Here is a 25,376-nt window from a genome sequence, read left to right as displayed (position 1 = left end):
TAGGTGCGAACCGACACGTCACCGCTCGGTCTGCGGGGGCCCGCCGCGCGGGCCCGCCGCAGACAGGCGGTGTTGGTCGCCGCGCAAGATGTGTTCGTCGCGCACGGCTACCACGGCGCCCGGATGGAGGAGATCAGCGCGCGGTCCGGGATCAGCAAACCGGTGCTCTACGACCACTTCGCGGGCAAACTCGACCTGTATCTCGCTGTGCTGCAGCACAATCTGGACCGGATGGTCGACGGCGTCCGGGCCGCCGTCGCCCGCGACACCGACCCACGGCAGCGGGTGCGCCGGGCGGTGATGTCCTACTTCGACTTCGTCGAACACGACGTCGGCGGGTATGTGCTGGTGTTCGAATCGCCGGTGCCCAGCGAGCCGTCGGTCGAATGGCGGGTGCGCACCGCGATGCGCGACTGCGCCGCCCTGGTGAGCGTGGAACTGCGCGCGGGCGGGGTGGACGAGGCCAGGGCCGAGATCCACGCCTGGGCGCTGGTGGGTATCAGCCGCCTCACGGCCGGCCATTGGCTGGAGGCAGGGCGGCCGATCTCCAAAAGCGACGCGGTCGACACCGCGGCCGCCCTGTGCTGGAACGGATTATCGACAGTCGATCGACAACAGGAAGAACAAGGACAGTCATGGCTCAGGCTTTCGCATTGACCGAATCCGACGACGCGTTCCTCGCGAGCGCGGCGAACCGCTACGTCCACGTCATCGACATTGCCGCGCCGCCCTCGGCGGTGTGGGCGGCCCTGGTCGCCGATGACGCGCTGGTGTCGTGGTCCGGGCTGGTCACCGGCATGCGGTGGACCACGCCGCGCCCGTTCGGCGTCGGCACCTGCCGCGTCGTCACCCTCGGGCGCATCGCCGCGCTGACCGAACGCTTCTACCGCTGGGACGACCAGCGGCGCATGACCTTTACCGTCGACTTCGCCTCGATCCCCGGCCTGCGCCGCTTCGCCGAGGACATCGAGCTGACGCCGACCGCCGCGGGAACCCGGCTGACGTGGACCTTCGCCGTGGAGGGCAAGCCCGCGCTGCAACTGCTGCTGCGCTCGATGAGCGCGGTGACCGAGCGGATCACCGGCTCCATCGCCAAGGGCATCGCGGGCAGTGTCGCCGCGACAGCGCCGAACAGCGGCCCTGCCGTCTGACGGTGCGTCGTCTGCGGTTCATCCTTTGAGCCGCAGCACCGCCAGCACCCTGCGATGGCGGGTATCCGACGGTGGCAGATCGAGTTTGGTGAAGATATTGCCGATGTGCTTCTCGACGGCCCGCTCGGTGACGGTCAGCGAGGTGGCGATGGCGTTGTTGGTGAGGCCCTGCGCCATCAGCTCGAGCACCTCCCGCTCGCGCGGGGTGAGCCGGGCGAGCGAATCCTGTTGCCGGGACGCGCCCATCAGCTGACTCACCACTTCGGGATCGAGTGCGGTGCCGCCGGTGGCGACCCGGTGCAGCGCGTCGACGAAGTCACCGACGTCGGCGACGCGATCCTTGAGCAGGTAGCCGACGCCGCTGGCGCCGGCGGCGAGAAGCTCTGTGGCGTACCGGGTTTCGATCCACTGCGAGAACACGAGCACGCCGGTATCCGGATACTTCCTGCGCAGTTCGATGGCGGCCAGCAGGCCCTCGTCGGTGAAGCTGGGCGGCATCCGCACATCCACCACCGCGACATCGGGCCGGTGGGTGCCGACGACCTCGCTCAGCGACGTCGCGTCGCCGACCATCGCCACCACCTCGTGACCGCGTTCGGTGAGCAGCCCGGCCAGCCCGTCGCGCAGGATCGCGCTGTCCTCGGCGATCACCACCCGCAACGGTCCGTGCGCACCGCCCGCGGTCACTGCGGGCCCTCGTTCGGCAGGATCATGGTCACCACGGTAGGCCCACCGGCGGGACTGTCGACGGTGAGCGTGCCGTCGACAGCGAGAGCGCGGGCGGCGAGCCCGGCCAGCCCGCTGCCGGTGACGGTCTGCGTGCCGGGACGGGGCGCACCACCGATTCCGTTGTCCCGCACGGTGACCGCGATGGACCGCAGACTGTCGGGCAGCACCGACACCGCCACCCGGTTCGCGTGCGCGTGTTTGACCACATTGGTCAGTAGCTCGGCGACGGAGAAGTAGGCGATCGCCTCGATGGCCGGGCTCGGTCGCCGCAGGATCTGCACACGCAGGTCGACCGGCACCGCGCAGCGGGCAGTGAGCGTCTCCAGCGCCGGGCCGAGACCGAGTTCGAGCGCGGGTGGATGGATGCCGCGCACCAGTTCGCGCAGTTCGGTGAGCGCCTCCTTGGAGTTGGCGCGCGCCTCGGCGATGAGGTCACGGGCGTCGCCGCCCGCGGCCAGTCGTTCTTCGGCCCTGCCCAGCGCCATGGCGATGGTGACCAGCCGCGCCTGCGTGCCATCGTGCAGGTCGCGCTCGACCCGGCTCAACGTGGCGGTCGCGTCGTCCACCGCGGCGCGTCTGCTGGCCCGCAATTGCGCCAGTTGCCGGTCGCGCGGTGTCGCCGCCAACAGATGCACGATCAGCATCCGATGCACCCAGCAGATTGCCCGGATCAGCCACGGCAGCGCGAAGCACAGCAGAATGCCGATCCCGGCCATGGCGAGCGCCCGCGGCCAGGTATCGATGTAGAACGTTCCGAACTGCGCGAGACTGTGGTGCTCCACGCCGTTGTCGTCCACCTGCACCGGATCGAGCAGCGCCCACGGCACGGGGGAGATCGCCGTGAACCCGACCATCGCGATCGTCACGAGGACGACCCAGCCCACCGCGACACCGAGCACCGACTGCGCGAGCAGGAACAACACCGCCCGCCAGCTCGGCCGATCGGTGAACGCGCTCTTCAGGAAACCGAACAAGCCGCTCGACCTGGTGAAATCCGGTGGTGATTCGACGTGGGCGCCGAGCAGCCCGCGCCCGAGGAACCGGTAGATCCGGCCCCAGACCCGCCCGCCGAGCAGCACCCCCGCCAGCAACGGGATACCGATGAGCACGATCGACGCGTACAGCCCGCCGCCGAACCCGAAGAACAGGTAGCACACGGCCACACAGCCCAGAACGAACGACAGGACCAGATAGGCGAGCTCCTTCCACGTCCTGGCCTCGAACGGTGCGCGCAGGATCGCCCCCAGCGGGCCCGTCCGGCGCTGCGGTGTCTCCTGCGTGGCATCGAGCGCCACGGTGGGTTCGCCGGCGATGTCGACCACGAGTGTCTGCTCGGCTGGTGTCTCGGTCATGACTCCATGGTTGTCGTCGCGGGCCGGAAATACGATCGAGCTGTCCACCGAGTCGATGGTGTAGCGAGCTACACCATCGACTCGGTCGAGGGAGAACGACCGCTGGCCGGATTGTCCGCGTCCGTGTTTGAATGCGGCGCAACCACATTCGCGGGTGGAGGAGGGCGCTATGGGTCAGGATGTCGACTTTCCGGGGCTGGCGGAGGGAGTGAGGTCTCGTTTCGTCGACGACGTCAACGGGTTGCGTGTGCACGTTCTCGAAGCCGGCCACAGCCGTTCCGGTCGTCCGCTGGTGGTGCTGCTGCACGGTTTCCCCGAACTGGCGTACTCGTGGCGCAAGGTCTTGGCGCCGCTGGCCGACGCCGGATTTCATGTGGTCGCCCCTGATCAACGCGGCTACGGCCGAACGACAGGCAGCGATGTCACCGACCTGGCGTCCTTCCGCACCGACAACCTGGCCCGCGACGCGCTGAGTCTGGTTCGCGCACTCGGCTATGACCGGGCGCATCTGGTCGGGCACGACTTCGGCTCTGTTGTCGCGGGATGGGCCACGCTCGGCGGCGAACACGTCATCAGCTCGTTGACGATGATGAGCGCGCCGTTCGCCGGTGCGGGAATCCCCAAGTCCTCGACCGAACTCGACGACGCCCTGCGCGCGCTGTCACCACCGCGCAGGCACTACCAGCATTATTTCGCGGGAACCTCGAGCGCCGCAGACATTTACCATGCCCCGCAAGGGATCGCCGACTTTCTGCGCGCGTATTTCCATATGAAGAGCGCTGACTGGCCGGGCAATGCGGACGCCGGAGAACTCCCGGGACCGACCGCGGCCGATTTGGCACTCCTGCCGCGGTACTACGTCATGGACGCGGGCGTCGGCATGCCGGAAACAGTAGCGCCGCACTTACCCTCACCGCAGGAGCGGGCCGACTGTGCCTGGCTAACCGACGAAGAACTGAATTTCTACGCTCGAGAATTCGGTCGCACGGAATTCCAGGGCCCACTCAACTGGTACAGAGCTCTCACCCTGCCGCTCACAGAAACGCCGACCGTCCCACGTATCGAAGTGCCCACCCAATTCATTGCCGGCCGATGCGATTGGGGTATTTGGCAATCGCCCGGCGCGCTGCGCACCATGTCGGAAGACGTGTGCGCGCAGTTCACCGGTACCTATTTGGTACCCGATGCCGGGCACTGGGTCCAGCAGGAGCAGCCACTCGCCGTCATCGAACAGCTCTCGAGATTCCTCGACGAAAACTAAGCCGGACGGCGCTGACTCCCTCGTCGGTCTCGCATCGCCTGGGTTTTCAGCACATCGACCTCGCAGCCGGGTGAGTTCGGGTCGAAGCCGTGCTCGACCAGCCAGCGGACTCCCAGCAGGCTGCGCAACGACCACCACGCCCGGATCACGTCGAGGTCGACGTCGGTGCCGTACCCGGCGATCACCTCGTCGAGGTGTTCCTCGTGCCCGAGCGTCAGGGTGGCGAGGTCGTACATGGCATCGCCGCGGGCGGCCTCGGACCAGTCGATCACCCCGGTGACCTCGTCACCGGCGACGAACACGTGGGCGACTTGAAGATCGCCGTGGATGAACACCGGTGTCCACGGCCGCAATGCCGACTCGGCGATCCGGCGATTACGGGTGACCAGGTCGGGGGGAAGCACGCTGTTGGTGACGAGCCACTCGCATTCACCATCGAGTTCCGAGGTGAGTTCGTCGAGGCGGCGACCCGGTCGGGGTGGCAGTGGCGCATCGTGCAACATCCGGACAGTGGCGCCTGCCGCGGACCACGCCGCCGCGGATGCGGTCGACGGTTCACCGAGGCGGCCGAGTGCGCGACCCGCGAGCGCGGCGAGTGCGAGGACGGGCGGCTCGCGCCACAGGATCTCCGGCGTCGGAATCGGTGCGGCTGCCATTGCTGCGACTTCGACGTCGGTGCGTGCCTGGTCGGTGTCGATCTTCAGGAACACCTCGCCCGCACGCACCGTCGCGCGCTCGTGATGGGCGACAACGACTTCGACTGCTTCCACGTCGGCCAGTATGGCCGGGATTTCGACGAACATCGCCGGGTTTTCGCGCAACGGGGTACGTCGTATGCACGCGCGAATCCATCTCTGTTTCGGATGTTCCAGCGCGGGTAGCGCGGTAGGAGACCGCGCTCAGAGAGGGTGTCGTGATGCCGAGGACCACCGAATCCGGGTCGGCGAGGAGTTCGGAGTTGTCGACTGTCTCGCGGCACTGCTGATGGCCGACGACGTCGAAAAGCCGGGGGCCGACGACGGGCAATACCGGCGTGCCGTGCTCTACGTCGTCTGCGTGGTGGGTGTCGCGGCTCTTGTCTTCGCCGCCGTGAACGTGTGGGCGGCCAACCGGGGTGCGTGCGCGGACGCGCAGACGCACCTGTGTGACACCCTGTCCGAATCGGCCATTGTGATCGGCCCCTCGGCCGTTGTGCTGCTCGGCGGTATCGGCGCGTTCATCCAGACCTACCAGCGGTGGCGGGCGGGCAACTCGTGGCGGACATGGCAGGGCGCGGGCTGGTTTCTGTTCATTCTGATGACGGCCTACCTGGCTATCGGGGCCGGCACGATCACGGCATAGCTCTGTTCCTGATCCCGCCCATGATCTCGGTCCACCATGACTGCAACGGACTGGGTTCGGGCCAGTGGACGAATGGTGCTTCAGGTTCCGATTCGGGCACGGGATCAACGAAGTCGAGTGCGAGATGGTCGGAATAGCGCATGACAACTTCCTCGGTCTTTCTGGAACTGTGCTTTCGCCGACGCTGCGGGGACTGTGGCCGGTGATCCGGTAGGACTACTACACCCGAGCGGAATTCCTCGGCACCGGCAGGATTCGCGGTGTCCCGGCTGTTCCTGTGTTCTCACGAGCGGTTGGTAGTACCCATTTGAGCACGCGAGTATTCGTCTGTCAGGCGTTGTGACCGTCCTGTTGTAATAGCCCATGGGGTACGGATTCGACCGAGTATCCGAAGTACTTTCTGTCGTGGAGGTGAATACTGGGGTGATCACTTCGGTGGAGGACGGCGGCGCGTTCTGGAGTCACCACCGCAAGCTGCGTTCCAGGCTCGGCGATGGACCGTATTCGGAGCGCCGAGGCAGGAGGGTCTGGTGATGGATGACTCTTCCTGGAATCGGCGCGTTCGTGGCGAGACCGAGATCCAGCGGCTCGACCGGAACTGGGCATCACTGCTGCAGGAATTGCGCGTGGTGCAGACGGGCGTTCAACTGCTCACCGGGTTTCTGATGGTGCTGCCGTTCCAGCCTCGATTCGAATCGTTGAGCACGTCGATGCGGGTGCTGTACCTGGTCGTTCTCACCGCCTCGATCTGCGCTACCGCGCTGCTGGTCGCCCCCGTGGCCGCGCATCGGCTGCTGTTTCGCCGGCATCAGCTCGCGTGGCTGGTCTCGGCGTCGAATCAACTCGCGCTCACCGGGGTGATACTGCTCGGCGTGGTACTTGTCGGAGTGGCGGTGCTGCTCTTCGATGTCGTGGCGGGCCCTGTCGCGGCGGCGGTAGCGGGGGTGGTGTTCGGTGCACTGTTCATCGGGACCTGGCTGGTTCGACCCTGGCTCGCACATCGCCGATCAGCGCAGGGCGCCTTCGACGACCAGCAACTCGGTGTCGAACGGGCCGACCCACCCGAGCACTGACTCCTCCGGCGCCGGAGTGGTTGGCGGTTGCCGGGGCCGTCGTGTGGGACAGCGCCCGAACGGGACGCGCTGACCCCGGCAACCGCCCGCCCGCCGGTCAGGAGGTCGGCCATCCTGTTTCCGGCGGCGGTCTGTGGTTCGATCTACAACCGCGCGATACCCGAGCGCATCAGGTCGAAACAGGGCACCGATTCCCCCGACGTCTCGAGTCAGTTCTGCTTCAGACTGCCCACGGCGAGCGATCCGTTCGCCAGGGGCTCCTGCTCCTCCACGGCGCGGACATAGCTACCGGGATCCTTGTCGACCGGCCGGACACCGGCGTAGTGGCGCGCCTCGTAGGCGGCGAACGTGACAGCCAGCCGGTGGCGTTGCAATACCGGGGCCAACCGGCGGAATTCGGTGAGGCCTTCGCGTTCTTCCTCTGCCATGTGGTCGCTGTTGGCGAGGTTGGCCGCCGCGACGGCGGCATACCAGTCATCGGTGCCCACGTGATGACGCGCGACGTCGGCCACCGCGTCTCTGATCTCGTTGTGATCGTGGATGGCATCGAGCGTCTCGTCCTCCACCGCGCTCGTGCGCCTGGCCGCGATCCCCGTCTCGAGCAGCGCGGGGTAGAAGATCTCCTCTTCGGCCTGCGCGTGTAGCTCGAGGAAAGCCGCGAGTCTGTCCCAGATCGATGACAGCGCACCGGTGTCGGTGCGATCGATCTGTTCCACGATCGCGAACAGCCGCCGCTGCTCGTGGTGGTCATCAAGGATCAGCTGGGTAATGTCCACGATTCCTCCCTGATTGTCAGGTCAGCATGGATGGTCGGGGCAGCTTGCTTCTTCGCCGGTAGCCGACGATAACGCACCGCCGCTGCCTTCATGGTCAGCGCCGTTGTTGTCCCCGCGCGACGGTGCGCGGCGCGGGCCAGTCCAGCGGGATCCCCAGGATGGAGCCCACACCGCGGACCGCCGAGATCACCGCGCGCACCTCGTCGATCCCCTGTCCGAAGGCTTCGGTGCGATCGTCGATCCGGAAGGGGCAGAGAAAGGTGTGCGGTCGATCGGGGTCTTGGCGGGGTCGTCCGAGCGTGATCACCACCGGACCCCCGGTGGTGTGCACGGCCTTGGCCGCCAGCGGCGGACCGAACTCGCGGGCCTTCGCGGCGGATGCGGAGGTGCCGACTACCGGCAGGGGAGGATGCACGGGTACTCGCGAGTGGTCCGAGTCGTCAGGGCGGCCCGACGAGCTGACGAGCGTCGCGGCGTGCGAAATGTCGATCAACGCGGCATAGATGGCAGCCAACCTGTCCGGTCCGCGAGCTTCGCGAACGGGACTGCCGACAACGCGGTACGTGCACCGCCATCCCTGTGTCGCATGGTCTTGGCGAGGATCGCCGACCTGTACACGCAGTGCACGGTGTCCGGCCTTCACGGTGCTCGCGATGGCTATCTCGTCGAGTTCAGTCTTCACAGATCCTCCAATGGTTGTGCGCAATCGCGACGGACTTCGCTGCGCGCAGACCCGCGGATGGGTGTTGCCGCCTATAGGCTGGATCGGTTCATCTCCGGCGTACCACTTCCACGACGAGAAGGGGATACACGTTGTCGACTCACAGAATCGCGTCCGCCCTGGCGATCGGCGTCACCATCGCTTTCGTGGCGGCCGGAACAGCGGCCGCTGCGCCCCGATCACTTCCTCCGACGCAGTTGCACCACGATGAGAGCGCCCAGATCGGCAAACGCGCAGCCGAAGCCATCGGCGACAGCGACGAAGGCGGTAAGCCCGACAGCGACGCCGGCGGTAAAGGGAAGGGCAAGGGGAAAGGCAAAGGCAAAGCCGGAGGCCCGGGAGAGGCGGATCGATGACCGCGATCGGGTTGATCTTCACCGGAGTCGCTGTGCTGCTGCACGGCTACATCTTCGTGATGGAGTCACTGCAGTGGACGTCGGCGCGGACGCGAGCGACCTTCGGAATATCCGCCGCGGAGGCCGAGGCCACCAAGGAAATGGCCTTCAACCAGGGGTTCTACAACCTCTTCCTCGCCGTCGTAGCGGCGATCGGCATGGGGTTCACCGCGTTCGGGGACAAGGGAATCGGGCTCGCGCTCGTGCTGGCCGGGGCCGGTTCGATGGTGGCTGCCGGCGTGGTGCTGCTCGCATCCTCGCCGGACAAGGCGCGTCCGGCCCTGATCCAGCTGGTACCACCACTGATCGGTTGTGCCGCCTTGGTGATCGCCCGGCTGTGAGCGCGTCATCCACGACCCGACATCGGCGCGCGGCTGTTTGGGACGCGGATTTCGAGGTAACACGACGATGCGGCCGTAGGCCGCGCGAGCAGGTCATCACATCGTCGGAGGAGGAGAAGTTCATGGATCCCCTGGACATCATCGCTCAGTGGCGTCGCGACATCGAGCTCGCCGATAGCGGTGGCGAGGAAGCCGCGATCCAGCGGTTGCGTGGCGAGTGGTCCGTGTCGGCAGGCCTCGACCCGCAGGACGCACTGACCCTGACTCCCGAGAGCGACGAGTTCGGTCGGCGTACCGGAACCACCGACGACGATCGGACCTGATCGGCTCGGCGTAGCCGGTCGGCAACGCGCTGGACAATCAGTGGGGAAGCGGTGCGGTCGCTGGGCCTTCCAGCACCGCGCCGTCCGGTGCGAAACGGGACCCGTGCAGCGGACAGTCCCAGGTCTTCTCCGCGTCGTTCCAGTTGAGGATGCCTCGCAGGTGTGTGCAGACCGCCGACACCGTGTGGGTCGCACCGGCGACGGTGCACAGCGCGGTCGGGTGCAGGCCGCGACGCTCCACCCTGCCCTCTCCCTCGGGCGGCGTCGTTCCCGCGTCGGTGCCGAGCAGGTGCAGCCATCCGGTCGACAGGTGCCGTGCCACTGCGGTATTGGCCTGCACGCCCGCGACCAGTGACTTCACCGCACCGGAACGCCAGCCGTCGTAGGCTCGCGACCACGCGGGCTGCCGCTCGGTCAGCCTGCCGGCCAACATCAGTGCGGCGGCGACGCCGTTGGTCATGCCCCACTTGGCGAAACCGGTCGCGCACTGCACCTCGTCGGCACCGAGCTGCACCGCGCCGACATAGGGCAGTTCGGAGATCGGGTGGTAGTCCTGCGCGGACCAACGATCGAGGAGCCGCGCGCCGGGGAACCAGCGATTCGTCCAGTCCAGCAAATCCCGGACATGATCGGCCTCGGAATCGACGCGGCCGACGTCGTGGCCGCTACCACCGACCAGCAGGACGTCGTCGGCCTCGGTGGGGCACCAGCGCAGCGAACGGATCGGCCGGCCTGCGCTGATGAACATCTCTTGCGGAATCGGTCCGGGAACCTGGACCGCGGCCAGGTAGGACCGCTGGGCCGTGAGTTGTGCCGCGAGGCCGAGCCGGTCGAACACCGGTGATCCGGTCGCCACGATCGCGTTCGCCGCCGAGACCTCGCCCTGGTCGGTGCCGACCACCACGCGACCTTCGCGTCGGCGAAGTCGCCGTGCGCGCGTCGATTCGAAGATCCAGCCGCCGCTCGCCTCGAGCTCGGCCGCGAGCGCGGTGAGAACCGCGACCGGATCGACCTGCGCTTGCTCCCTGAGCCGGACACCGCCGTGCGTGGGGAAAGGGACGTCGAACTCGTCGATCAGCTGGGTGGGCAGTCCTACCGCTCGGGTGGCCTCGTACTCGGCGCGGACCGCCGCGAACTCGCCGGCATTCTGTGCGTAGGTGGCCGCGGGAACGCGCTGAGTCGCGATCTCGTGGTCGATACAGAAGTCGAGCAACCAGTCGAAGCCCGCCTGATTCGCGACCAGATACGTCGACAGAGCGTCGGTGCCGTGCCGGCGGGCGATCGCCTGCGCGCGGGTTCCCTGCAGCAGGGAGATCTTCGCGGTGGACGCGCCGGTTGTCACGGCGCCGATCTGGCGTGCCTCGAGGACGGCGACCTGGCGGCCCTGCTCGGCCAGGAGCAAGGCGGTAGTCAGTCCGACGATGCCGGCACCGATCACCACGGTGTCGACCTCGATGTCACCGGCGAGCGGAAGCCGGGCCGGCGTCGGCGTACCTGCGAACCACAACGATGTCATGCGGGCCGCATACCCCGATACGCCGAACGAAACGACGCAATTCGACAGCGATACCCGGCGCCAGGCGACCGCCGCGAAGCGGAAGTGCCGCTTACCCGGGCCGAGTTCAGTGTCTGCCCTCGGCGAATTCCTCGACGATCTTGGCGCAGAAGGCGGGCAGGTCGGCGGGATTTCGGCTCGACACCAAGCCGTTGTCGGTGACGACTTCCTGGTCGACCACGGTGCCGCCGGCGTTGCGGATGTCGGTGCGCACGCTGGGGTAGGAGGTGAGGGTACGGCCGCGGACGGCGTCGGCCTCGACGAGGATCCACGGTCCGTGGCAGATGACGCCGATCGGTTTGCCGGTGGCGGCGAACTCCTTGACGAAGGCGACCGCCGCGGGGTCCTGGCGGAGCTTGTCAGGGTTGGTGGTGCCCCCGGGGAGCAGGAGCGCGTCGAAGTCGTCGACGGCGGCTTCGGCGACGCGTCGGTCCACCGGGAAGGTGTCGCCCTTCTCGACGTCGTGGTTCATGGCCTGGATGGCGCCGTTGGCCAAGGAGAGCAATGCGGTGGTGGCGCCCGCGTTTTCGACGGCGTCGCGTGGCTGGACGAGTTCGACCTGTTCGACTCCGTCGGTGGCCAGGATGGCGACGTGCTTTCCGGTCAGTGGTTGCTGAGGCACCGTGCACTCCTTCGGATCAATGGGGTTGCGTTCGTGGGCATGGCCGTCACCCGTCCCGGCCCTCGGCTCTCGCATCCGGGTATCCGCCCTCGGCGAGGTCGGCGAGCCGCGACAACGATTCGCGATTACGTGGCACGAGCGGCAGCGCCTGGACCGCGTGCGGCAACAACCGGCTCGGTCCGCGAACGGCGCGTTCGGTCATCACGGCCTCACACGACGTGGGGTCGATGGCGCGTAGCTCCACCCGGACTACCGCGGCGCCGATCGGCCAGAGCCTGGCGGCGAGTTCGATGCTGTGCGGCGAATCGATGGCGCGGACCGACGTCGTGTCCTGGACGGTGCACGGCCACGGTCCGACACTGTGATGAATGCGAGCTCCCACCTCCGGCCATGTGTCGTCCACGTCGCGGATGTGGGAGGCGCCGACGACCCAACTCGCATAGGACCATCCATCGGCGAGCACCGCGAACACCTCTTCCACCGGGGCATGGATCGTGCGCGTCACCTGGACCATGTCGTGGATCGCCTCCTCGGCCGCGTTGTTCTCGCTCGGTCACATCGACGCGTACCTGCTCCTGCCTGCACGCTCGAACGGAAAGCGTCAGCTCGTTGCCGGCGGAGGTGCGCGATACCGGGCTATACCCGGTTATCGGCCACCCACACCGGAGCTGATCGCGTGAGCGTTGTCGCCGTCGACAGCAGCAACTCGAGTGCGTACTGCACCGACCGGTCGACAACCGCGGCGGGATCTCCGTCGTACTGCCGGTGACTGGCCTGTGCGTCGCCGCGTGTAACCACGCAGAACCACACGGAACCGGCGTCCTCCCCGTCTTGCGGTTCGGGTCCGCCGACTCCGGTGGTGGCGACGGCAATATCGGCGTCCATCAGCGAACGCACGCCCGTTGCCATCGCCTTCGCCGCGGTCTCGGACACGACCGGCACATCGGGAATCCCGAGCACGTGCCGTTTGACCTCGGTGGCGTAGGCGACGACCGCACCTCGAAACCACACCGCCGAATCCGGTGCGGCGCCGAGGGCAGCGGCTACCTGGCCCGCTGTCAACGATTCGGCGACGGCTACCGTCAACCCATATCGTTCGGCGAGAGCGGCAAGCTGGTTCGCCGTGTCATTCCGCATTGCTGTCGGATCGATCGCCGGACTCTTCCAAGACCTTCGACAATTCGTTGCGAAGCCGTTGGGCGGTGCGTTCGTCCCCGGCGTCGCCGGCGGTGGTGATGTCCTGTCGCAGTTGCGCGATGATGTCGCGAGTACCCATGGGTCCTCCTTCGGCGCCGGGATAGTCGATGCGGTGGCCGTCGTCCAGACCGCCCAAGGTGGTCGTACCGCGGAATTCAGTTCCTAAACAGCGCGGCCGTACCACGCGGGTGGCCGATCACCGTCGGCGCTGTTCACAGGAGGCGGCGCACGGCCTCGACGAGCGCGCTGCGGCGGTCGTCGGCGCTCTCGGCGCCGGACGAGCAGGCGGGCAGGCTGGTGATGTTGTTCGGGTTCCACGCGAGAGCCATGCTCAGCACCAGCGTCAGCAGCGTCGGGGGTGAGAATTCGGCGCCGATGCCATCCTTGTCCTGCGCCGCGGCAAGCGCGTCCAGTTTGGCGTCGCGCGCAGGCGCTGCGACGGCCGGGTCATCCCGGTCGCCACGCTCGAGGCGGTGCCAGGTGGCCAGCCGGATGACTTCGGGGTGCCGCAGGCAATAGTCGAAAATCCGTCCCGCGTACTCGGGCAGGTCGCCGGCGGTGAAGGGGACCGAATTCAGGCCGTGGGTGACGTGGGCGTCGAAGACCGCGTCGAAGAGTTGGTCCTTGTTGCCGAAATAGACGTAGATGAGGTTCTTGTTGGCTTCCGCGGTCTTGGCGATCCGGTCCACCCTGGCTCCGGCGATGCCGTACGTGGCGAACTCGTCGGTGGCGGCCTGAAGAATACGGGCCTTGGTGGCGTCGGCTCGGGACATGGGGTCATCGTAAGACGGCGAAGGCCGCGTCCGATGCGACGAGCAGCACCGTGCACCACAGGGTGATCCCGGTCATCAGCCAGCCGATCAGCGGCCGGCGGGGGATACCCAGCGCCGCACCGAGCAGGGCCGAGCCCCACGTGCCGAACAGGGCAGGCCCGACGATGCCGAATCCTGCCACGCCGTATCGGTCGAGGACTCGTCTGGCCCGGCGACCGGCGGCGCCGGAGAGCCGGGCTCTCTGTGCCGGCGTCGTCGGGGCGGTCGCGTCGACAGGGGAGGTGCCGTCGGTCGGAGCCGCCGAATCCACCGGTGCGGCCACCGGATTCCGACGGACCCGCCAGGACCGCCACAGCAGCCGGGCGCGTTCCATGGCGAAGACCGCGAAGGTCACGCAGCACGCCGCACCGAGTAACACCGCCAACAGCGCGACCGGGCCGGGTAGGGAAAGCGAGAGGCCGACCGGGATCGCGGGGGTGCCCACCGCGAAGCCCGCGAGCAGCGTCCCGACGAATCGCCCCATGCGGATTCCTTTCACCGGCGACATGCGCGCGTGGTTGGGCGGTTCCGGCGACCGCTTATTAACTAACTAGTTAGTATCGTGCCATGGAATCCACCGATGCGGTGCTCGGCGAGCTGGCGGCCGGCAAATATCTGCTTCTCACCACGTTTCGCCGAGACGGCACGGCGGTCCCTACGCCGGTCTGGGTGATGCGAGACGGCCGAGCGCTGGCGGTGTGGAGCGTGGCGGACGCCGGAAAGGTGAAGCGGATCCGCAACGGGGGTCGAGTGAGCGTCGCCCCCTGCGACTGGCGCGGCAAGCCACTCGGCGCCTCGGTTCCCGGCTGTGCCGAGGTGCTGGCGCCGGAAGCGAGTGCGTACTTCGCCACGTTGATGAAACGCAAGTACGGGCTGGTCGCCCGGATCGGGCTGTGGGGCAGCGGGCTGCGTGGAGGCGCCGAACGGATGGTGGGAATTCGGATCCGGCTGGACGTTTGACGGTGGCGGACGTGTGCCCGGCGGCGAGCCTAGGTGCAGCAGTTCGGATCCAGGACCGTGCACAGCGCGGACAGTGCGTCGCGGCGGGCGCGGTGAATCGTGTTCATCCCGCGCCGCTCGGACTCCACCAGGCCGGCCTTGCGTAACTGGCCGAGATGATGCGAGACCGTGGACTCGCTCAGGCCGACCGCGGCGGCGAGGTCGCCGCCGTTCTCCTCGCCGAGCGGGCTGGTCAGCAGCAGCGACAGCAATTTGACCCTGGCAGGGTCGGCGATCGCCTTGAGTCGCAACGCCACCTCCAGTGCGGCGGCGTCATCGACGGGCCCCGCCGCGACAGGGGCGCAGCAGACGGGGGTGGACATGTCGATCATGGGGAGTGCCTTGGGCATGAAATCGACCCTACCCGCGGTATTGACATATGTCGAAAAGGTGAGCAGACTCGGCACCACAAGTTCTTCGATATATGTCACACAAGTGGAGGTTCGATCATGTCTCGTATCCAGCTGGCCCTCAATGTCGACGACCTCGACACCGCCGTGCGGTTCTACTCGACCCTGTTCGGCACCGAACCTGCCAAGCGCAAGCCCGGCTACGCCAACTTCGCGATCGCCGAGCCCCCGCTCAAGCTCGTACTGATCGAGAACGCGGGTCAGGGCGGGTCCATCAACCACCTCGGCGTCGAGGTTGACACCTCCGAGCAGGTGCGCGGCGAGATCGCCCGGCTCTCCGCCGCGGGCCTGTTCACCGAGGAGCAGATCGCGACCACCTGTTGCTTCGCCACCCAGGACAAGGTGTGGGTGACCGGGCCGGGCGCTGAGCGGTGGGAGGTCTACACGGTGCTGGCCGACAGCGAAACCTTCGGCACCGCGCCCGAACTCGGCCTTACCGACGCCGAAGCGGTCGACGTCTGCTGCGGAACCGCCGCCGAAGCCGAAGCTGACGGTGCCTGCTGCGGAACCGAGGCCAAAACGAAGGCCGTGGCCTCCGGGGCGAGCTGCTGCGGCTGACCCGATCCGAGAGCGAGCGAGTTCACTCGACGTTCGCTTGCTTTCTTGATTCGATATCGATCAATATCGACATATGTCGAATCAAGACTTGCCGCTGAGTGTGGCCTCACCCTCGTGTGAGGCCACACCTCGCACCCGCCCACCGATGAGCGGCGAGACCGCCGCCGAACTGGCCGTGCTGTTCAAGGCACTCGCCGACCCGGTCCGGCTGCGGCTGCTCTCGGCGATCGCGTCCCGAGCAGGCGGTGAGGCCTGTGTGTGCGACCTGTCGACCGGTATCGACGTCACCCAGCCGACCATCTCCCACCACTTGAAGGTGCTGCGCGAGGCCGGATTGCTCACCAGCGAACGCCGTGCGTCCTGGGTGTACTACCGGGTCGTCCCGCACGCGCTGGCGCGGCTGTCGGACGTGCTCGCGACCGAGGCCGGAGCGGTGACCGCGTGAGCACCACCACCGACCACCCGGCCGTCGTGGGAAAACTCTCGACGCTGGACCGGTTCCTGCCGGTCTGGATCGGCGTCGCGATGGCTGCCGGACTGCTGTTCGGGCACATGATTCCCGGTCTGGGCGACACGCTGAGCGCCGTGGAGATCGACGGTATCTCGTTGCCGATCGCGATCGGGCTGTTGATCATGATGTATCCGGTGCTGGCGAAGGTCCGCTACGACCGCCTCGACGCCGTCACCGGCGACCGCAAACTCCTGATCAGCTCGCTGGTGCTGAACTGGATCCTGGGCCCAGCGCTGATGTTCGCCCTGGCCTGGCTGTTCCTGCCCGACTTGCCCGAATACCGCACCGGCTTGATCATCGTCGGCCTGGCCCGCTGCATCGCCATGGTCATCATCTGGAACGACCTCGCCTGCGGCGATCGCGAAGCCGCCGCCGTCCTCGTCGCGCTGAACTCGGTCTTCCAGGTCTTCATGTTCGCCGTGCTCGGCTGGTTCTACCTCGCGGTCCTACCCGGCTGGCTCGGCCTGGAACAAACCACCATCGACGTCTCCCCATGGCAGATCGCGAAATCGGTGCTGATCTTCCTGGGCATCCCGCTACTGGCCGGGTTCCTCACCCGCCGCTTCGGCGAACGCGCCAAGGGCCGCGACTGGTACGAGTCGACATTCCTGCCCAGGATCGGGCCCTGGGCGCTCTACGGGCTGCTGTTCACCATCGTGATCCTGTTCGCTCTGCAGGGCGACCAGATCACCTCCCATCCACTCGACGTCGTCCGCATCGCGATCCCCCTGCTGGCCTACTTCGCGATCATGTGGGGCGGCGGCTATGCCATGGGCGCGGCCCTCGGCCTCGGCTATGAACGCACCACCACCCTCGCCTTCACCGCCGCGGGCAACAACTTCGAACTGGCCATCGCCGTCGCGATCGCCACCTACGGCGTCACCTCCGGCCAGGCGCTCGCCGGGGTCGTCGGTCCGCTGATCGAGGTCCCTGTCCTGGTCGGCTTGGTCTATGTCTCCCTGGCCTTGCGCAAACGGTTCGAGCCCACCACCCACACTTCGCCGGCCTCGGCCGGCTGAAAGGCACCACCCATGACTACCAAGCCCAGCGTGTTGTTCGTCTGCGTGCACAACGCGGGTCGCTCCCAGATGGCCGCCGGATTCCTCGCCCATCTCGCCGGTGACGCGATCGAGGTTCGGTCGGCGGGTAGCACGCCCGCCGACACGATCAATCCGTCCGCGGTCGCCGCGATGGCCGAACTCGGCATCGATATCGCCGACCGGACCCCGAAGATCCTGACCTCCGACGCGGTGGAAACCTCCGACGTCGTGATCACCATGGGCTGCGGCGACACCTGCCCTTGGTACCCCGGCGTGAGCTACCGGGATTGGGTCCTGGACGACCCCGCGGGCAAGGGCGTCGATGCGGTCCGCCCGATTCGCGACGAGATCAAGTCCCGCGTGCAAGCCCTGATCGGGGAGTTGTTGCCACAGACCATGCGGTGATTTCGGCGCCGGTGCGTATTCGGTCCCGGTCGGGGTAAGCGCTTCGTACTTCTGTTCTCGATGATCGGAGGCGTCATGGTGGATCACGACGAGAAAGTGTCGACCGGGACCGTCGGGCGATTGCGTATTCCGCGTAGCCGGGGCGCGCTGGGCGGGCTCGCGGTGCTGCTCCTCGGCATCTGGGGCGCACTCATCCCGTTCGTCGGGCCGTACTTCGATTTCGCGTACACCCCCGACGAGCCGTGGGTCTGGACCTCGGCCCGCGGCTGGCTGCAGGTCCTGCCGGGCGTTGTCGCGATCGTCGGTGGACTGCTCATGCTGATGAGCAGGAACCGGGTGGTCGCGAGTTTCGGTGGCTGGCTGTCGGTCGCGGCAGGCGCGTGGTTCGTGATCGGGCCGTTCCTGGCCGATCTGCTGCGTCTCGGGGACATCGGCGAACCGGTCGCCACCTCGGATCTGAAGCGCGCGCTGCTGCAGCTGACGTTCTTCTACGGACTCGGCGCGCTGATCCTGTTCTTCGCCGCGAGCTCGCTGGGCCGGCTATCGGTGCTCAGCACCAGAGACATCGCGTTCGCTGAACGCGCGCGCAGTGTCGAGCAGCGTCGTGTGATCGAGAAAGAGGGACCCGCCACCGGCGGTTACGCTGCGCCTCGACAGCCGTACCCCGCCGATGTCCGGCATCGGCCGGTCTGACGGGCTAGGCCGTTTTGACGGGCTAGGCCGTTTTGACGGTGACCATCGTGTCGGCGCTCGGGAAGTCGAGCACGCGCAGGCGTCCGGTGACCAGATCGACGGTGTCGGCGACCACTCGGCCCGCGCGACGCGCGTCGTCGGCGAAGCTGGTGCTGACCACCCGGTAGCTGCGCTTGGCGGTGAGCACGATGTCGCCCGCCCGTAGCGACCCGGCCGCGGTCGGGGGCTCGGTCGGGACTGTCGCCTGTGCCGGTTTCCGTATGAGCTCGATCAATTTCAGCAAGCTGTTCTCCACCCTGTGAACGTCCGCCAGGACGCCCCGTTCGCCGGATTCGCGAACGGTGTCGAGCTTTCTTTACCCGCAAGCGTCACGGTTGAACCCTCGAATCCGCGCCGTCCGCTCGGGCGGCGCGGATGCGTCCGTGGGTCACCGTTCGGTCGCGTCGGCCCGTGGGCGCGTCCGGAATATCACCCCGCAGTCCGATTCGATGTCATACCAAGGGATTACGGCCGACGAGAATTCGGTCGATAGCTTCGGGAGATGACGACACCTGCTCTGGTTCCCGAGTCACCTCCACGGTCGCCGCGGCGCCGCGCCGACGGCGATTACGCCCGCCTGTTGCGCAGAATCTCCGACGCGGGGCTGCTGCGCCGCCGCCCTGTCTACTACGCGATGCGGCTGAGTCTCGTCGGGACCGCGTTCGTGGGCGGCTGGGCGGCGTTCGTCCTCGTCGGCGACTCGTGGTGGACCCTGCTGGTCGCGGCGTTCATGGCCGTGACGTTCGCGCAGGTCGCGCTGGTGATGCACGATGTCGCCCACCGGCAAGTGTTCCGGCTGCGTCAGCCCACCGAGCTCGTGGGAAGAATCGCGGGCAACGCCGGCATCGGCCTCGGCTACGGCTGGTGGCAGGACAAGCACACCCGCCATCACGCCAATCCGAACCACGAGGAACTCGACCCCGATGTCGCACCCGACATCCTGGTCTGGTCACAACAGCAGGCACGTTCCAGCCGCGGTCTGCCGCGTCTCATCGGACGGGCGCAGGCGTTCCTGTTCTTCCCCCTGCTGTTGCTGGAGGGCCTCAACCTGCACCTGGCCGGTGTGCGGGCGCTAAAGAATCGTTCGGTCAAACATCGCGGCTGGGAGGGCGCGCTGCTGTTGGGTCACTTCGCCCTCTACCTGACCGCACTGTTCGCGGTCCTGCCCGCCGACAAAGCTCTCGTGTTCCTCGCCGTCCACCAGGGCCTGTTCGGCCTGTACATGGGCTGCATCTTCGCCCCCAACCACAAGGGCATGCCGACCTTGACCGGTGACGACCGCCCCGACTACCTCCGTCGCCAGGTGCTGACCTCCCGCAATGTGCGCGGCGGTGTGGTGACCGACCTCGCCCTCGGCGGACTCAACTATCAGATCGAACACCATCTGTTCCCGAGCATGCCGACGCCGAACCTGCGTCATGCCCAGGTGATCGTCCGCGACTACTGCGCCGAAATCGGCGTGCCGTACCACGAGACCGGCCTGATCGCCTCGTATCGCGAGGCGCTGACCCACCTGCACCACGTCGGCGCGCCCCTTCGTGCCGCCGAGCCCCCGGATGCCGACGTGCTCCGCCGCGATCGCTGAATCCGGCCCCGGTCACGCTGGTGATCGGGGTTCGCCCCGGCTGAGGTCAGCGATGAATGATGCAGGTGGTGGTGGCGTGGGCGACGAGTTTGCCTGCCTCGTCGAACACCTTGCCTTCGGCTGTGGCCGTGGTGCGGCCGACATGCAACGTCGTGCCGGTGCCGATGAGGCGGCGCCCGTCGGTCGGGACAGATCGGATGTAGTTGACCTTCAGCTCCAGCGTGCCGTATCCGACCCCGGCATCCAGTGCGGAATGAACCGCGCAACCCATCACCGAGTCCAGCAGGGTCGCGCAGATACCGCCGTGGGTGGTGCCGAGTGGGTTGGCGAAATCGGGCCGCGTGACGAGGCTGAACGACACCCGCCCGAACTCGAGTTCCTCGACCGTCATGCCGAGCAGCGTGCCGATTCCGGCTCGATCGGGCATCGCGGTCGCCGCGCGCAGCAGTTCGAGTCCGCTCATGGTGGCGAAATCCGGAGTTTCAGGGTTGTGCGTTGCGGTAGTCATCGTGCCCTCTCTGTGGATAGACCAATCGTTCTATCGTCGACGACGATACCGTAGGATGAACTGATCGGTCTATTGCGGAAGGGTTGCCGATGAACACAGTGGCGGGGCCACGAGAACGCCTCATCCGCAGCGCGATAATCATGATGCGGGAACACGGAGTCGCCGCGACCGGGCTGACCGAGCTCCTCGCCCACAGCAAGACCGCCCGAGGCTCGATATACCTGCACTTCCCCGGCGGCAAGAACGAACTCATGGAGCAGGCGACCCTGCATGCCGGGCAACAGATCAGTGCGACGATCGACGCGCTGGTCGCTGCGTCGTCGTCACCGGCGCAGGTCGTTCTCGGACTGGTGGACGTCTGGAAGCGGGTACTCGACACGTCGTCGTTCACCGCAGGCTGCCCGATCGTGGCCGCCGCGCAGAGCGGCGCCGACTCGCCGGCCGTGCAAGCGGCGTCGGCCACTGTTTTCGCCGACTGGACCCGCCGACTGGCCGATTTGCTGATCTCGACGGGCATGGACTCCGCCGCGGCAGCGTCGGTCGGTAGCGTCATCGTCAGCACGATCCAAGGCGCGATCATTCGAGGTCGCAGCGAGAAATCTCTTCAGCCGCTCGACGACGCGGGGATCAACCTCGTCAAACTTCTCGAACTCTGAAAGTTCGATGCACACCCGATCGGCGTCGACCTGAGACCGGTGGCGCTAGCCGGTCGGTGTGAAGAGAGCGTGGACGAGAGGCGTCGCTGGGTTCGGAGGTAGCAGATCCTCGGCATTGGCCAGTACCGATTCCAGCGGCAGCGTTCGGTCGGCGTGGTGTGCCGGGTTCTCCATCACCGCGTCGGCGTCGGCGATGCCCTGCTCGATGGCGAGCCGAAGATCGGCCGGCAGCTGAGTGGCCTTCTCCGGATTCACCGGCTGGTCGAACCGCAGTGGCGTAGGCGTCGAGTAGTCCGCGCGGTCGTATCCCGTTTCGATCAGTACCCGCAGTGCGGGCTCCATCAGGGCGGCCGCGGGTTCTGTCACCGCCGAGTGGTCGGTGTGTTTCCCGAGTGCACGCAGCGGATACAGCAGCGGCAGCGTTCCCTGCGGGTTGGGCAGCGAAATGTAGGTCGTATCGCCGTGGTGCTGGCAGTTCCCGGGATGCGCGGCGCAGTTCTGTTGCGCGATGTAGTCGGAGCGGTCCGGGTATCCGTAGACGGCCGCGCCCGCCTTGGGTTGGCTGCCCGCGCCGTTGCCCTTGGGTTGCAGATACGACGGATGGATCAGGACAGTGCCCAGCACGGCATTCGCGTCGGCGAGCACATTGAGTGGATACGCCGGAAAGTCCGAGATGCCGTCGTACTGCATCGCGATATCCGTTGTCCGGATGCCGGTATCGGTGGGGGTGGGTGGGCCGAAGCTGATGTCGGCGATCGGGAGCCGACCGAAACGCACCGGCCGTTCGATGATCCCCCCGTTGGGCCGGTTCGGATTCGCGATGAGTACGAACGACAGGCGGTCCTTGTCCGTCTGCGACAGCTCGGCCGAGGCAGCCTTCTCCGCGCTGGCCACCGTCGCGCCCTGTGAGTATCCGAAGATGACAACGGCGTCGCCCGGATTCGAATCCATGACTCGCGTCGCGATCGCGTCGAGGTTCGCCACACCGTCGGCCACCGAGGTGTCCCACTTCGCCGACGACGCGTCCGGGCCTTTCGACGAGATGAGCGGCCACAGCGCCGCGTCGTACGGGACGGGAACGAAGGCGACGCCGGGGCACTCGTTGTCGGTGCAGCCGCGAGCGCCGGGATCGATGAAGTTCTGGTACGCGTTGCTTTCGAAGTTGTGCGCCACCGCGGGGTCGCTGGTACCGGTTCCCGGAACGATCAGCGCCGTCGTCGCCAAGGCCACCGTGCCGAAAGCCTGTGCCTTGATCCAACTCACGCCCAGCGCCGCCAGCACTGCCACGGACGCGCCGTCGCGGATCATCGACCGCCGTCGACGGTGACCACCGAATCCGGTCGCGACGGGCGGTGTATCGGCAACTCGCGCTCTCGACACCTGCATCATTGACTATCCCTTCGATGGGGGGAAGTGCGAGGTCAGGGCAATTCTGGCGGACCGTGCTACCGGGCAAGGAGTGCTACGGAAGATCGTCGAAACGCACGTCGTGGGCTACGGCGGTCGCGTGTAGACCGTCGGCGCCCGGTTGGATGGCGGTCAGGCGGGCACCGAGCGGCAGTGCTTGCAGCGGCACGACGAAGGTCAGCGATTGGCGCAGCAATGCCAGGGAGATCGTCGGTCCGCCTGCCGCGGCCTGGACCGACACCGGGGTGACCTCGATGCCCGCCTCGGTCGGTGCGACGGTGACGAAAACCGTCGCGGGCACCGAGATCCCCGCCACCGAGAACGACCCGGTGGCGCGCAGCCCTTGCGGGCTGTCGGAGATCGACTCCACGCCCTCCGGCGCGAAACCCAGCACGACGTCGTAGGGGACCACCGCGGTCGCGGTCGCCGTAGCCGCGACAAGTTCGGACGTGCGGTTGTTGATCAGGTCGCCCAGCGGTGCGGAGACGTCGGTCAGCGCGACGTCGAGATCGTGGACGGAAATGTTGTGCCCACTCCAGTCGCCGATCCGGATGTCGATGTCGGAATAGGTACCGGCGACGGCCTGGGTCAGGAACGGAAACCCGGCGATCTCGACATCCGGTCGCTCCGCCAGGTTGTACTCGGCGGCAACCTGGCGTCCGATCTCGTTCTGCGCCACCACAACTGCGACCCGATCGCCCACAACCAGCCCGATCGCCAGCACAACGATCAGGATCAGCAGGGCACGCATACATTCACCATCTCGGCCATCCCCCCATCATGCTGTGGATCGCGGCCGAATGCTGCCCTCGACCCGCCAGATATTCCTCTACCGTGGGTGGTTGCCGCGTTCACCGAAGGAGAGCCGAGTTGCTGAGCCCGTGGGATGGCCGACCGACATTCGTGTTCGTGCACGGCGCGCACGGCAACGCTGGATACTGGACACCTCTCCTGCGTGAACTCGGACTGTGTGGACACAGAGCGATCGCCGTCGACCTACCGGGCCACGGCGCCGACGCCTACTTCCCGATGTCCTACCAGGCCCCGCAGGACCTCGCCGCATTCACGGAACTGCCGGCGCCGACGGCTGCGGTGACACTGCAGGACAACGTTTCTCACGTCGAAGCCATCGTTCGCAGAGCCGGGGTGTTCGGGCCGGTCGTGCTGGTGGGGACCAGCGGTGGAGGTGCCACGATCAGCGCTGTCGGCAACGCGATTCCCGAGGCGCTCGCCCGCGTCGTCTACATCTCCGCCTGGTGCTGCGTCGAACTCCCCAGCGTGGCCGCCTATCTGGCAACCCTCGGCCACCACGACGTCGCCACCGTCCCGGTCAACTGGCGTACGGCTGACCCGGACACGCTGATGGCGCTCAAGGACGGTCTGATGGCCGACGCCACGGACGAGCAATTCCGCGCCTGCCTGAACCTGCTGGAACCGGCGGATTCCCCCTCTGTACTGACCGCCGATTCGCGCGTGCACGCCAGCACCTGGGGAACGATCCCACGCACCTATATCCGGCTGTCCAGGGACCGGGCGATCCCACCCGAAATGCAGGACAAGATGATCGCCGAAGCCGACGCCCTCACGCCCACCAATCCTTTCGACGTCCACACGGTCGACACCAGCCACATGGGGATTCGCCTGCACCCCAACGAGATAGCAAACATCCTCGACCGCCTCACGAGTTCGGATGACCGTGCCGGCTGATGCGACGACCTGAACTGAAATGATCTGGGGTGGCGTGCTGCCCGGACGGGGTGGCCCTGGGTGGAACGGGACTTCGTGAGCTCCGCTGTAGTGCTGATAGTGATCGTGTTGATTGCGGCGGTGATGTTCGCGGTGCCGTGGTGGGTGCTGGTTGCCGCGCCGACCGGGCGCAGTGGGTTGCGGTATCGGGTCGGGACCGGGGTCTGCGTTGCCGGCTTCGTCGGTCTGCCTGTCGCCATGTTCTTCGGGCACGGTCCGCCGCAGTTCGACCCGGCGGCGATTGCCGGTGACGTGCTGCTCGGGGTGTTGTGGGTGGTGTTCGTCTGGTCGGTGATCGGGTCGGTTGTCCGGGGCGCGCTGCGTGTTGCCGGGGTCACCGGGATGCGCGTTACCCAAGGGGTGGCTCTGGGTGTGGTGGTGGTGTCGGCGGTGCTCACGGGGTACGGGGTGTACGAGGCGCGGCGGGTGCCGCAGGTTCGGACCGTCGACATCGCGATCCCGGGCTTGGCCGAGGGACTCGACGGGCTGCGGGTCGTGGTGCTCACCGATACTCACTTCGCCGCGATCGACCGGGAGGGATGGTCGCGAGAAGTCGTCGACGTGGTGAATGCGCAGCGGCCCGACATCGTGGGGCTGGCCGGGGATCTCGTCGACGGTTCGGTGGAGCAGCGCCGCGATCAGGTCGCCCCGCTCGCCGACGTCGAAGCGCCGCTCGGCCGGTTCTACATCACCGGCAATCACGAGTACCTCGACGACGCCCAGAGCTGGATCGACTACATGGCCGGCATCGGCTGGCAGCCGCTGCACAACGCGCACCGGACCATCGACCGCGACGGTGACCGGTTGGTTGTCGCCGGTATCGACGACCCCACCGCCGATGTGCCCGGACACGGTCCCGACCTGCCCGCCGCGCTCGCGGGCACCGACCCCGCCGCACCGGTCGTCCTGCTGGCCCACCAGCCCGAACAGGTCACCGACAGTGCCGCGGCCGGGGTGGAACTGCAAATCTCCGGGCACACCCACGGCGGTCAGATCTGGCCGTTTCACTATCTGGTCCGACTCGATCAGCCGGTCGTTTCCGGCTTGAGCAGGCACGCGAACACCCAGCTCTACACCAGCCGCGGCACCGGCTACTGGGGTCCGCCGATGCGGGTGTTCGCACCGAGTGAGATCACCGTGCTGGTGCTGCATCCCCAGCGGTGAACGCCT

At 67.2% G+C, this 25,376-nt stretch carries 35 protein-coding genes; 18 read left to right on the top strand and 17 right to left on the bottom strand.

Annotation, left to right across the window (positions count from 1 at the left end):
- Window positions 1–3 precede the first annotated feature (3 nt).
- A complete protein-coding gene (locus ACWFRF_RS01490) occupies window positions 4–657 on the top strand; it encodes a TetR/AcrR family transcriptional regulator (protein WP_379314285.1) in 654 nt (217 codons plus the stop codon).
- Entirely contained in the window at window positions 636–1,151 is a 516-nt protein-coding gene (locus ACWFRF_RS01485; RefSeq protein WP_452448453.1) for an SRPBCC family protein, read from the top strand. The genes ACWFRF_RS01490 and ACWFRF_RS01485 overlap by 22 nt, the downstream gene beginning before the upstream one ends.
- 18 nt (window positions 1,152–1,169) lie before the next feature.
- Here the strand turns inward: ACWFRF_RS01485 and ACWFRF_RS01480 are convergent, their stop codons facing one another.
- Together ACWFRF_RS01480 and ACWFRF_RS01475 are read right to left on the bottom strand one after the other, a co-directional pair.
- On the bottom strand, window positions 1,170–1,811 hold the full coding sequence (locus ACWFRF_RS01480) for a LuxR C-terminal-related transcriptional regulator (RefSeq protein WP_387447028.1): 642 nt from the start codon (window positions 1,809–1,811) through the stop codon (window positions 1,170–1,172).
- A 23-nt stretch (window positions 1,812–1,834) separates the two neighbouring features.
- Window positions 1,835–3,232, bottom strand: coding sequence for a sensor histidine kinase (locus tag ACWFRF_RS01475; RefSeq protein WP_452448452.1), 1,398 nt, complete (start codon window positions 3,230–3,232; stop codon window positions 1,835–1,837).
- A gap of 169 nt (window positions 3,233–3,401) precedes the next feature.
- Here ACWFRF_RS01475 and ACWFRF_RS01470 point away from each other — a divergent pair, with 169 nt between their 5' ends.
- The gene (locus ACWFRF_RS01470) at window positions 3,402–4,493 is read left to right on the top strand and encodes an alpha/beta fold hydrolase (RefSeq protein ID WP_452448451.1); all 1,092 of its coding nucleotides are present in this window, start codon (window positions 3,402–3,404) and stop codon (window positions 4,491–4,493) included.
- Here ACWFRF_RS01470 and ACWFRF_RS01465 read toward each other — a convergent pair.
- Complete coding sequence (locus tag ACWFRF_RS01465) at window positions 4,490–5,263, bottom strand: phosphotransferase family protein (protein WP_387446951.1); 774 nt, start codon at window positions 5,261–5,263, stop codon at window positions 4,490–4,492. The genes ACWFRF_RS01470 and ACWFRF_RS01465 overlap by 4 nt on opposite strands.
- Before the next feature lie 214 nt (window positions 5,264–5,477).
- On the opposite strand from ACWFRF_RS01465, the gene ACWFRF_RS01460 reads away from it, so the two are divergent.
- A complete protein-coding gene (locus tag ACWFRF_RS01460) occupies window positions 5,478–5,834 on the top strand; it encodes a hypothetical protein (protein WP_452448450.1) in 357 nt (118 codons plus the stop codon).
- Window positions 5,835–6,367: 533 nt separating this feature from the next.
- A complete protein-coding gene (locus ACWFRF_RS01455) occupies window positions 6,368–6,907 on the top strand; it encodes a DUF6328 family protein (RefSeq protein WP_452448449.1) in 540 nt (179 codons plus the stop codon).
- Window positions 6,908–7,116: 209 nt separating this feature from the next.
- On the opposite strand, the gene ACWFRF_RS01450 is transcribed toward ACWFRF_RS01455, so the two are convergent.
- Window positions 7,117–7,683, bottom strand: coding sequence for a hemerythrin domain-containing protein (locus ACWFRF_RS01450; RefSeq protein ID WP_449960886.1), 567 nt, complete (start codon window positions 7,681–7,683; stop codon window positions 7,117–7,119).
- Window positions 7,684–7,777: 94 nt separating this feature from the next.
- The gene (locus ACWFRF_RS01445; protein WP_378989749.1) at window positions 7,778–8,197 is read right to left on the bottom strand and encodes a hypothetical protein; all 420 of its coding nucleotides are present in this window, start codon (window positions 8,195–8,197) and stop codon (window positions 7,778–7,780) included.
- A gap of 299 nt (window positions 8,198–8,496) precedes the next feature.
- Here ACWFRF_RS01445 and ACWFRF_RS01440 point away from each other — a divergent pair, with 299 nt between their 5' ends.
- From ACWFRF_RS01440 to ACWFRF_RS01430, 3 genes are all read left to right on the top strand, one after another.
- On the top strand, window positions 8,497–8,760 hold the full coding sequence (locus tag ACWFRF_RS01440) for a hypothetical protein (protein WP_452448448.1): 264 nt from the start codon (window positions 8,497–8,499) through the stop codon (window positions 8,758–8,760).
- A complete protein-coding gene (locus ACWFRF_RS01435; protein WP_379316801.1) occupies window positions 8,757–9,140 on the top strand; it encodes a DUF1304 domain-containing protein in 384 nt (127 codons plus the stop codon). Before ACWFRF_RS01440 ends, ACWFRF_RS01435 begins: the two co-directional genes overlap by 4 nt.
- Before the next feature lie 122 nt (window positions 9,141–9,262).
- Entirely contained in the window at window positions 9,263–9,463 is a 201-nt protein-coding gene (locus ACWFRF_RS01430; protein ID WP_378989752.1) for a hypothetical protein, read from the top strand.
- Window positions 9,464–9,500: 37 nt separating this feature from the next.
- Here the strand turns inward: ACWFRF_RS01430 and ACWFRF_RS01425 are convergent, their stop codons facing one another.
- From ACWFRF_RS01425 to ACWFRF_RS01395, 7 genes are all read right to left on the bottom strand, one after another.
- Entirely contained in the window at window positions 9,501–10,979 is a 1,479-nt protein-coding gene (locus ACWFRF_RS01425) for an FAD-dependent oxidoreductase (protein ID WP_452448447.1), read from the bottom strand.
- A gap of 106 nt (window positions 10,980–11,085) precedes the next feature.
- Window positions 11,086–11,640, bottom strand: a complete 555-nt coding sequence (locus ACWFRF_RS01420; protein WP_452448446.1) for a type 1 glutamine amidotransferase domain-containing protein — start codon at window positions 11,638–11,640, stop codon at window positions 11,086–11,088.
- A 46-nt stretch (window positions 11,641–11,686) separates the two neighbouring features.
- Window positions 11,687–12,154: an SRPBCC family protein gene (locus ACWFRF_RS01415; protein WP_452448445.1), complete on the bottom strand. Its 468-nt coding sequence runs from the start codon at window positions 12,152–12,154 to the stop codon at window positions 11,687–11,689.
- A 122-nt stretch (window positions 12,155–12,276) separates the two neighbouring features.
- Complete coding sequence (locus tag ACWFRF_RS01410; RefSeq protein ID WP_379314584.1) at window positions 12,277–12,777, bottom strand: CinA family protein; 501 nt, start codon at window positions 12,775–12,777, stop codon at window positions 12,277–12,279.
- Window positions 12,767–12,916, bottom strand: a complete 150-nt coding sequence (locus tag ACWFRF_RS01405; protein ID WP_379314585.1) for a hypothetical protein — start codon at window positions 12,914–12,916, stop codon at window positions 12,767–12,769. The genes ACWFRF_RS01410 and ACWFRF_RS01405 overlap by 11 nt, the downstream gene beginning before the upstream one ends.
- Window positions 12,917–13,049: 133 nt before the next feature.
- Window positions 13,050–13,610, bottom strand: coding sequence for a TetR family transcriptional regulator (locus tag ACWFRF_RS01400; RefSeq protein ID WP_379314586.1), 561 nt, complete (start codon window positions 13,608–13,610; stop codon window positions 13,050–13,052).
- Between the two features lie 4 nt (window positions 13,611–13,614).
- Window positions 13,615–14,133, bottom strand: a complete 519-nt coding sequence (locus tag ACWFRF_RS01395; RefSeq protein WP_452448444.1) for a hypothetical protein — start codon at window positions 14,131–14,133, stop codon at window positions 13,615–13,617.
- An 83-nt stretch (window positions 14,134–14,216) separates the two neighbouring features.
- On the opposite strand from ACWFRF_RS01395, the gene ACWFRF_RS01390 reads away from it, so the two are divergent.
- Window positions 14,217–14,609 carry a PPOX class F420-dependent oxidoreductase gene (locus ACWFRF_RS01390; RefSeq protein ID WP_452448443.1) on the top strand — a complete coding sequence of 131 codons (393 nt, stop codon included), beginning with the start codon at window positions 14,217–14,219 and terminating at the stop codon, window positions 14,607–14,609.
- A gap of 29 nt (window positions 14,610–14,638) precedes the next feature.
- On the opposite strand, the gene ACWFRF_RS01385 is transcribed toward ACWFRF_RS01390, so the two are convergent.
- Window positions 14,639–14,998: an Rv2640c family ArsR-like transcriptional regulator gene (locus ACWFRF_RS01385; protein WP_378630814.1), complete on the bottom strand. Its 360-nt coding sequence runs from the start codon at window positions 14,996–14,998 to the stop codon at window positions 14,639–14,641.
- A gap of 99 nt (window positions 14,999–15,097) precedes the next feature.
- On the opposite strand from ACWFRF_RS01385, the gene ACWFRF_RS01380 reads away from it, so the two are divergent.
- The 5 genes from ACWFRF_RS01380 (at window position 15,098) to ACWFRF_RS01360 (ending at window position 18,265) form a co-directional block, all read left to right on the top strand.
- Entirely contained in the window at window positions 15,098–15,616 is a 519-nt protein-coding gene (locus ACWFRF_RS01380; protein ID WP_378989758.1) for an ArsI/CadI family heavy metal resistance metalloenzyme, read from the top strand.
- Window positions 15,617–15,689: 73 nt separating this feature from the next.
- Window positions 15,690–16,061: an ArsR/SmtB family transcription factor gene (locus tag ACWFRF_RS01375; RefSeq protein WP_378989760.1), complete on the top strand. Its 372-nt coding sequence runs from the start codon at window positions 15,690–15,692 to the stop codon at window positions 16,059–16,061.
- Window positions 16,058–17,146, top strand: coding sequence for an ACR3 family arsenite efflux transporter (gene arsB / locus ACWFRF_RS01370; protein WP_452448442.1), 1,089 nt, complete (start codon window positions 16,058–16,060; stop codon window positions 17,144–17,146). The genes ACWFRF_RS01375 and arsB overlap by 4 nt, the downstream gene beginning before the upstream one ends.
- 12 nt (window positions 17,147–17,158) lie before the next feature.
- Window positions 17,159–17,572: an arsenate reductase ArsC gene (locus tag ACWFRF_RS01365; protein ID WP_452448441.1), complete on the top strand. Its 414-nt coding sequence runs from the start codon at window positions 17,159–17,161 to the stop codon at window positions 17,570–17,572.
- Window positions 17,573–17,647: 75 nt separating this feature from the next.
- Window positions 17,648–18,265: a hypothetical protein gene (locus ACWFRF_RS01360; RefSeq protein WP_378989763.1), complete on the top strand. Its 618-nt coding sequence runs from the start codon at window positions 17,648–17,650 to the stop codon at window positions 18,263–18,265.
- A 22-nt stretch (window positions 18,266–18,287) separates the two neighbouring features.
- On the opposite strand, the gene ACWFRF_RS01355 is transcribed toward ACWFRF_RS01360, so the two are convergent.
- Window positions 18,288–18,548 carry a hypothetical protein gene (locus ACWFRF_RS01355; RefSeq protein ID WP_378989764.1) on the bottom strand — a complete coding sequence of 87 codons (261 nt, stop codon included), beginning with the start codon at window positions 18,546–18,548 and terminating at the stop codon, window positions 18,288–18,290.
- A 258-nt stretch (window positions 18,549–18,806) separates the two neighbouring features.
- Between ACWFRF_RS01355 and ACWFRF_RS01350 the strand changes: the two genes are divergently transcribed.
- Window positions 18,807–19,889 (top strand): fatty acid desaturase family protein, encoded by a 1,083-nt coding sequence (locus ACWFRF_RS01350; protein ID WP_452448440.1) that lies wholly within the window; start codon window positions 18,807–18,809, stop codon window positions 19,887–19,889.
- Between the two features lie 46 nt (window positions 19,890–19,935).
- Here ACWFRF_RS01350 and ACWFRF_RS01345 read toward each other — a convergent pair whose 3' ends face one another.
- A complete protein-coding gene (locus ACWFRF_RS01345; protein ID WP_378630826.1) occupies window positions 19,936–20,397 on the bottom strand; it encodes a PaaI family thioesterase in 462 nt (153 codons plus the stop codon).
- Between the two features lie 89 nt (window positions 20,398–20,486).
- Between ACWFRF_RS01345 and ACWFRF_RS01340 the strand changes: the two genes are divergently transcribed.
- Window positions 20,487–21,053 carry a TetR/AcrR family transcriptional regulator gene (locus tag ACWFRF_RS01340; RefSeq protein ID WP_452448439.1) on the top strand — a complete coding sequence of 189 codons (567 nt, stop codon included), beginning with the start codon at window positions 20,487–20,489 and terminating at the stop codon, window positions 21,051–21,053.
- Between the two features lie 45 nt (window positions 21,054–21,098).
- On the opposite strand, the gene ACWFRF_RS01335 is transcribed toward ACWFRF_RS01340, so the two are convergent.
- On the bottom strand, window positions 21,099–22,442 hold the full coding sequence (locus tag ACWFRF_RS01335) for a PE-PPE domain-containing protein (protein WP_452448438.1): 1,344 nt from the start codon (window positions 22,440–22,442) through the stop codon (window positions 21,099–21,101).
- A 73-nt stretch (window positions 22,443–22,515) separates the two neighbouring features.
- Window positions 22,516–23,211 carry an LmeA family phospholipid-binding protein gene (locus ACWFRF_RS01330; protein ID WP_452448437.1) on the bottom strand — a complete coding sequence of 232 codons (696 nt, stop codon included), beginning with the start codon at window positions 23,209–23,211 and terminating at the stop codon, window positions 22,516–22,518.
- 119 nt (window positions 23,212–23,330) lie between these two features.
- Between ACWFRF_RS01330 and ACWFRF_RS01325 the strand changes: the two genes are divergently transcribed.
- Window positions 23,331–24,167, top strand: a complete 837-nt coding sequence (locus ACWFRF_RS01325) for an alpha/beta fold hydrolase (RefSeq protein ID WP_452448436.1) — start codon at window positions 23,331–23,333, stop codon at window positions 24,165–24,167.
- Window positions 24,168–24,266: 99 nt separating this feature from the next.
- The gene (locus ACWFRF_RS01320) at window positions 24,267–25,370 is read left to right on the top strand and encodes a metallophosphoesterase (RefSeq protein ID WP_452448435.1); all 1,104 of its coding nucleotides are present in this window, start codon (window positions 24,267–24,269) and stop codon (window positions 25,368–25,370) included.
- Window positions 25,371–25,376 lie beyond the last annotated feature (6 nt).

It is taken from the genome of Nocardia sp. NPDC055165 (assembly GCF_053606985.1).
The sequence above is the reverse complement of the archived record's forward strand: the minus strand, read 5'-3'. Positions and strand labels throughout refer to the sequence as shown.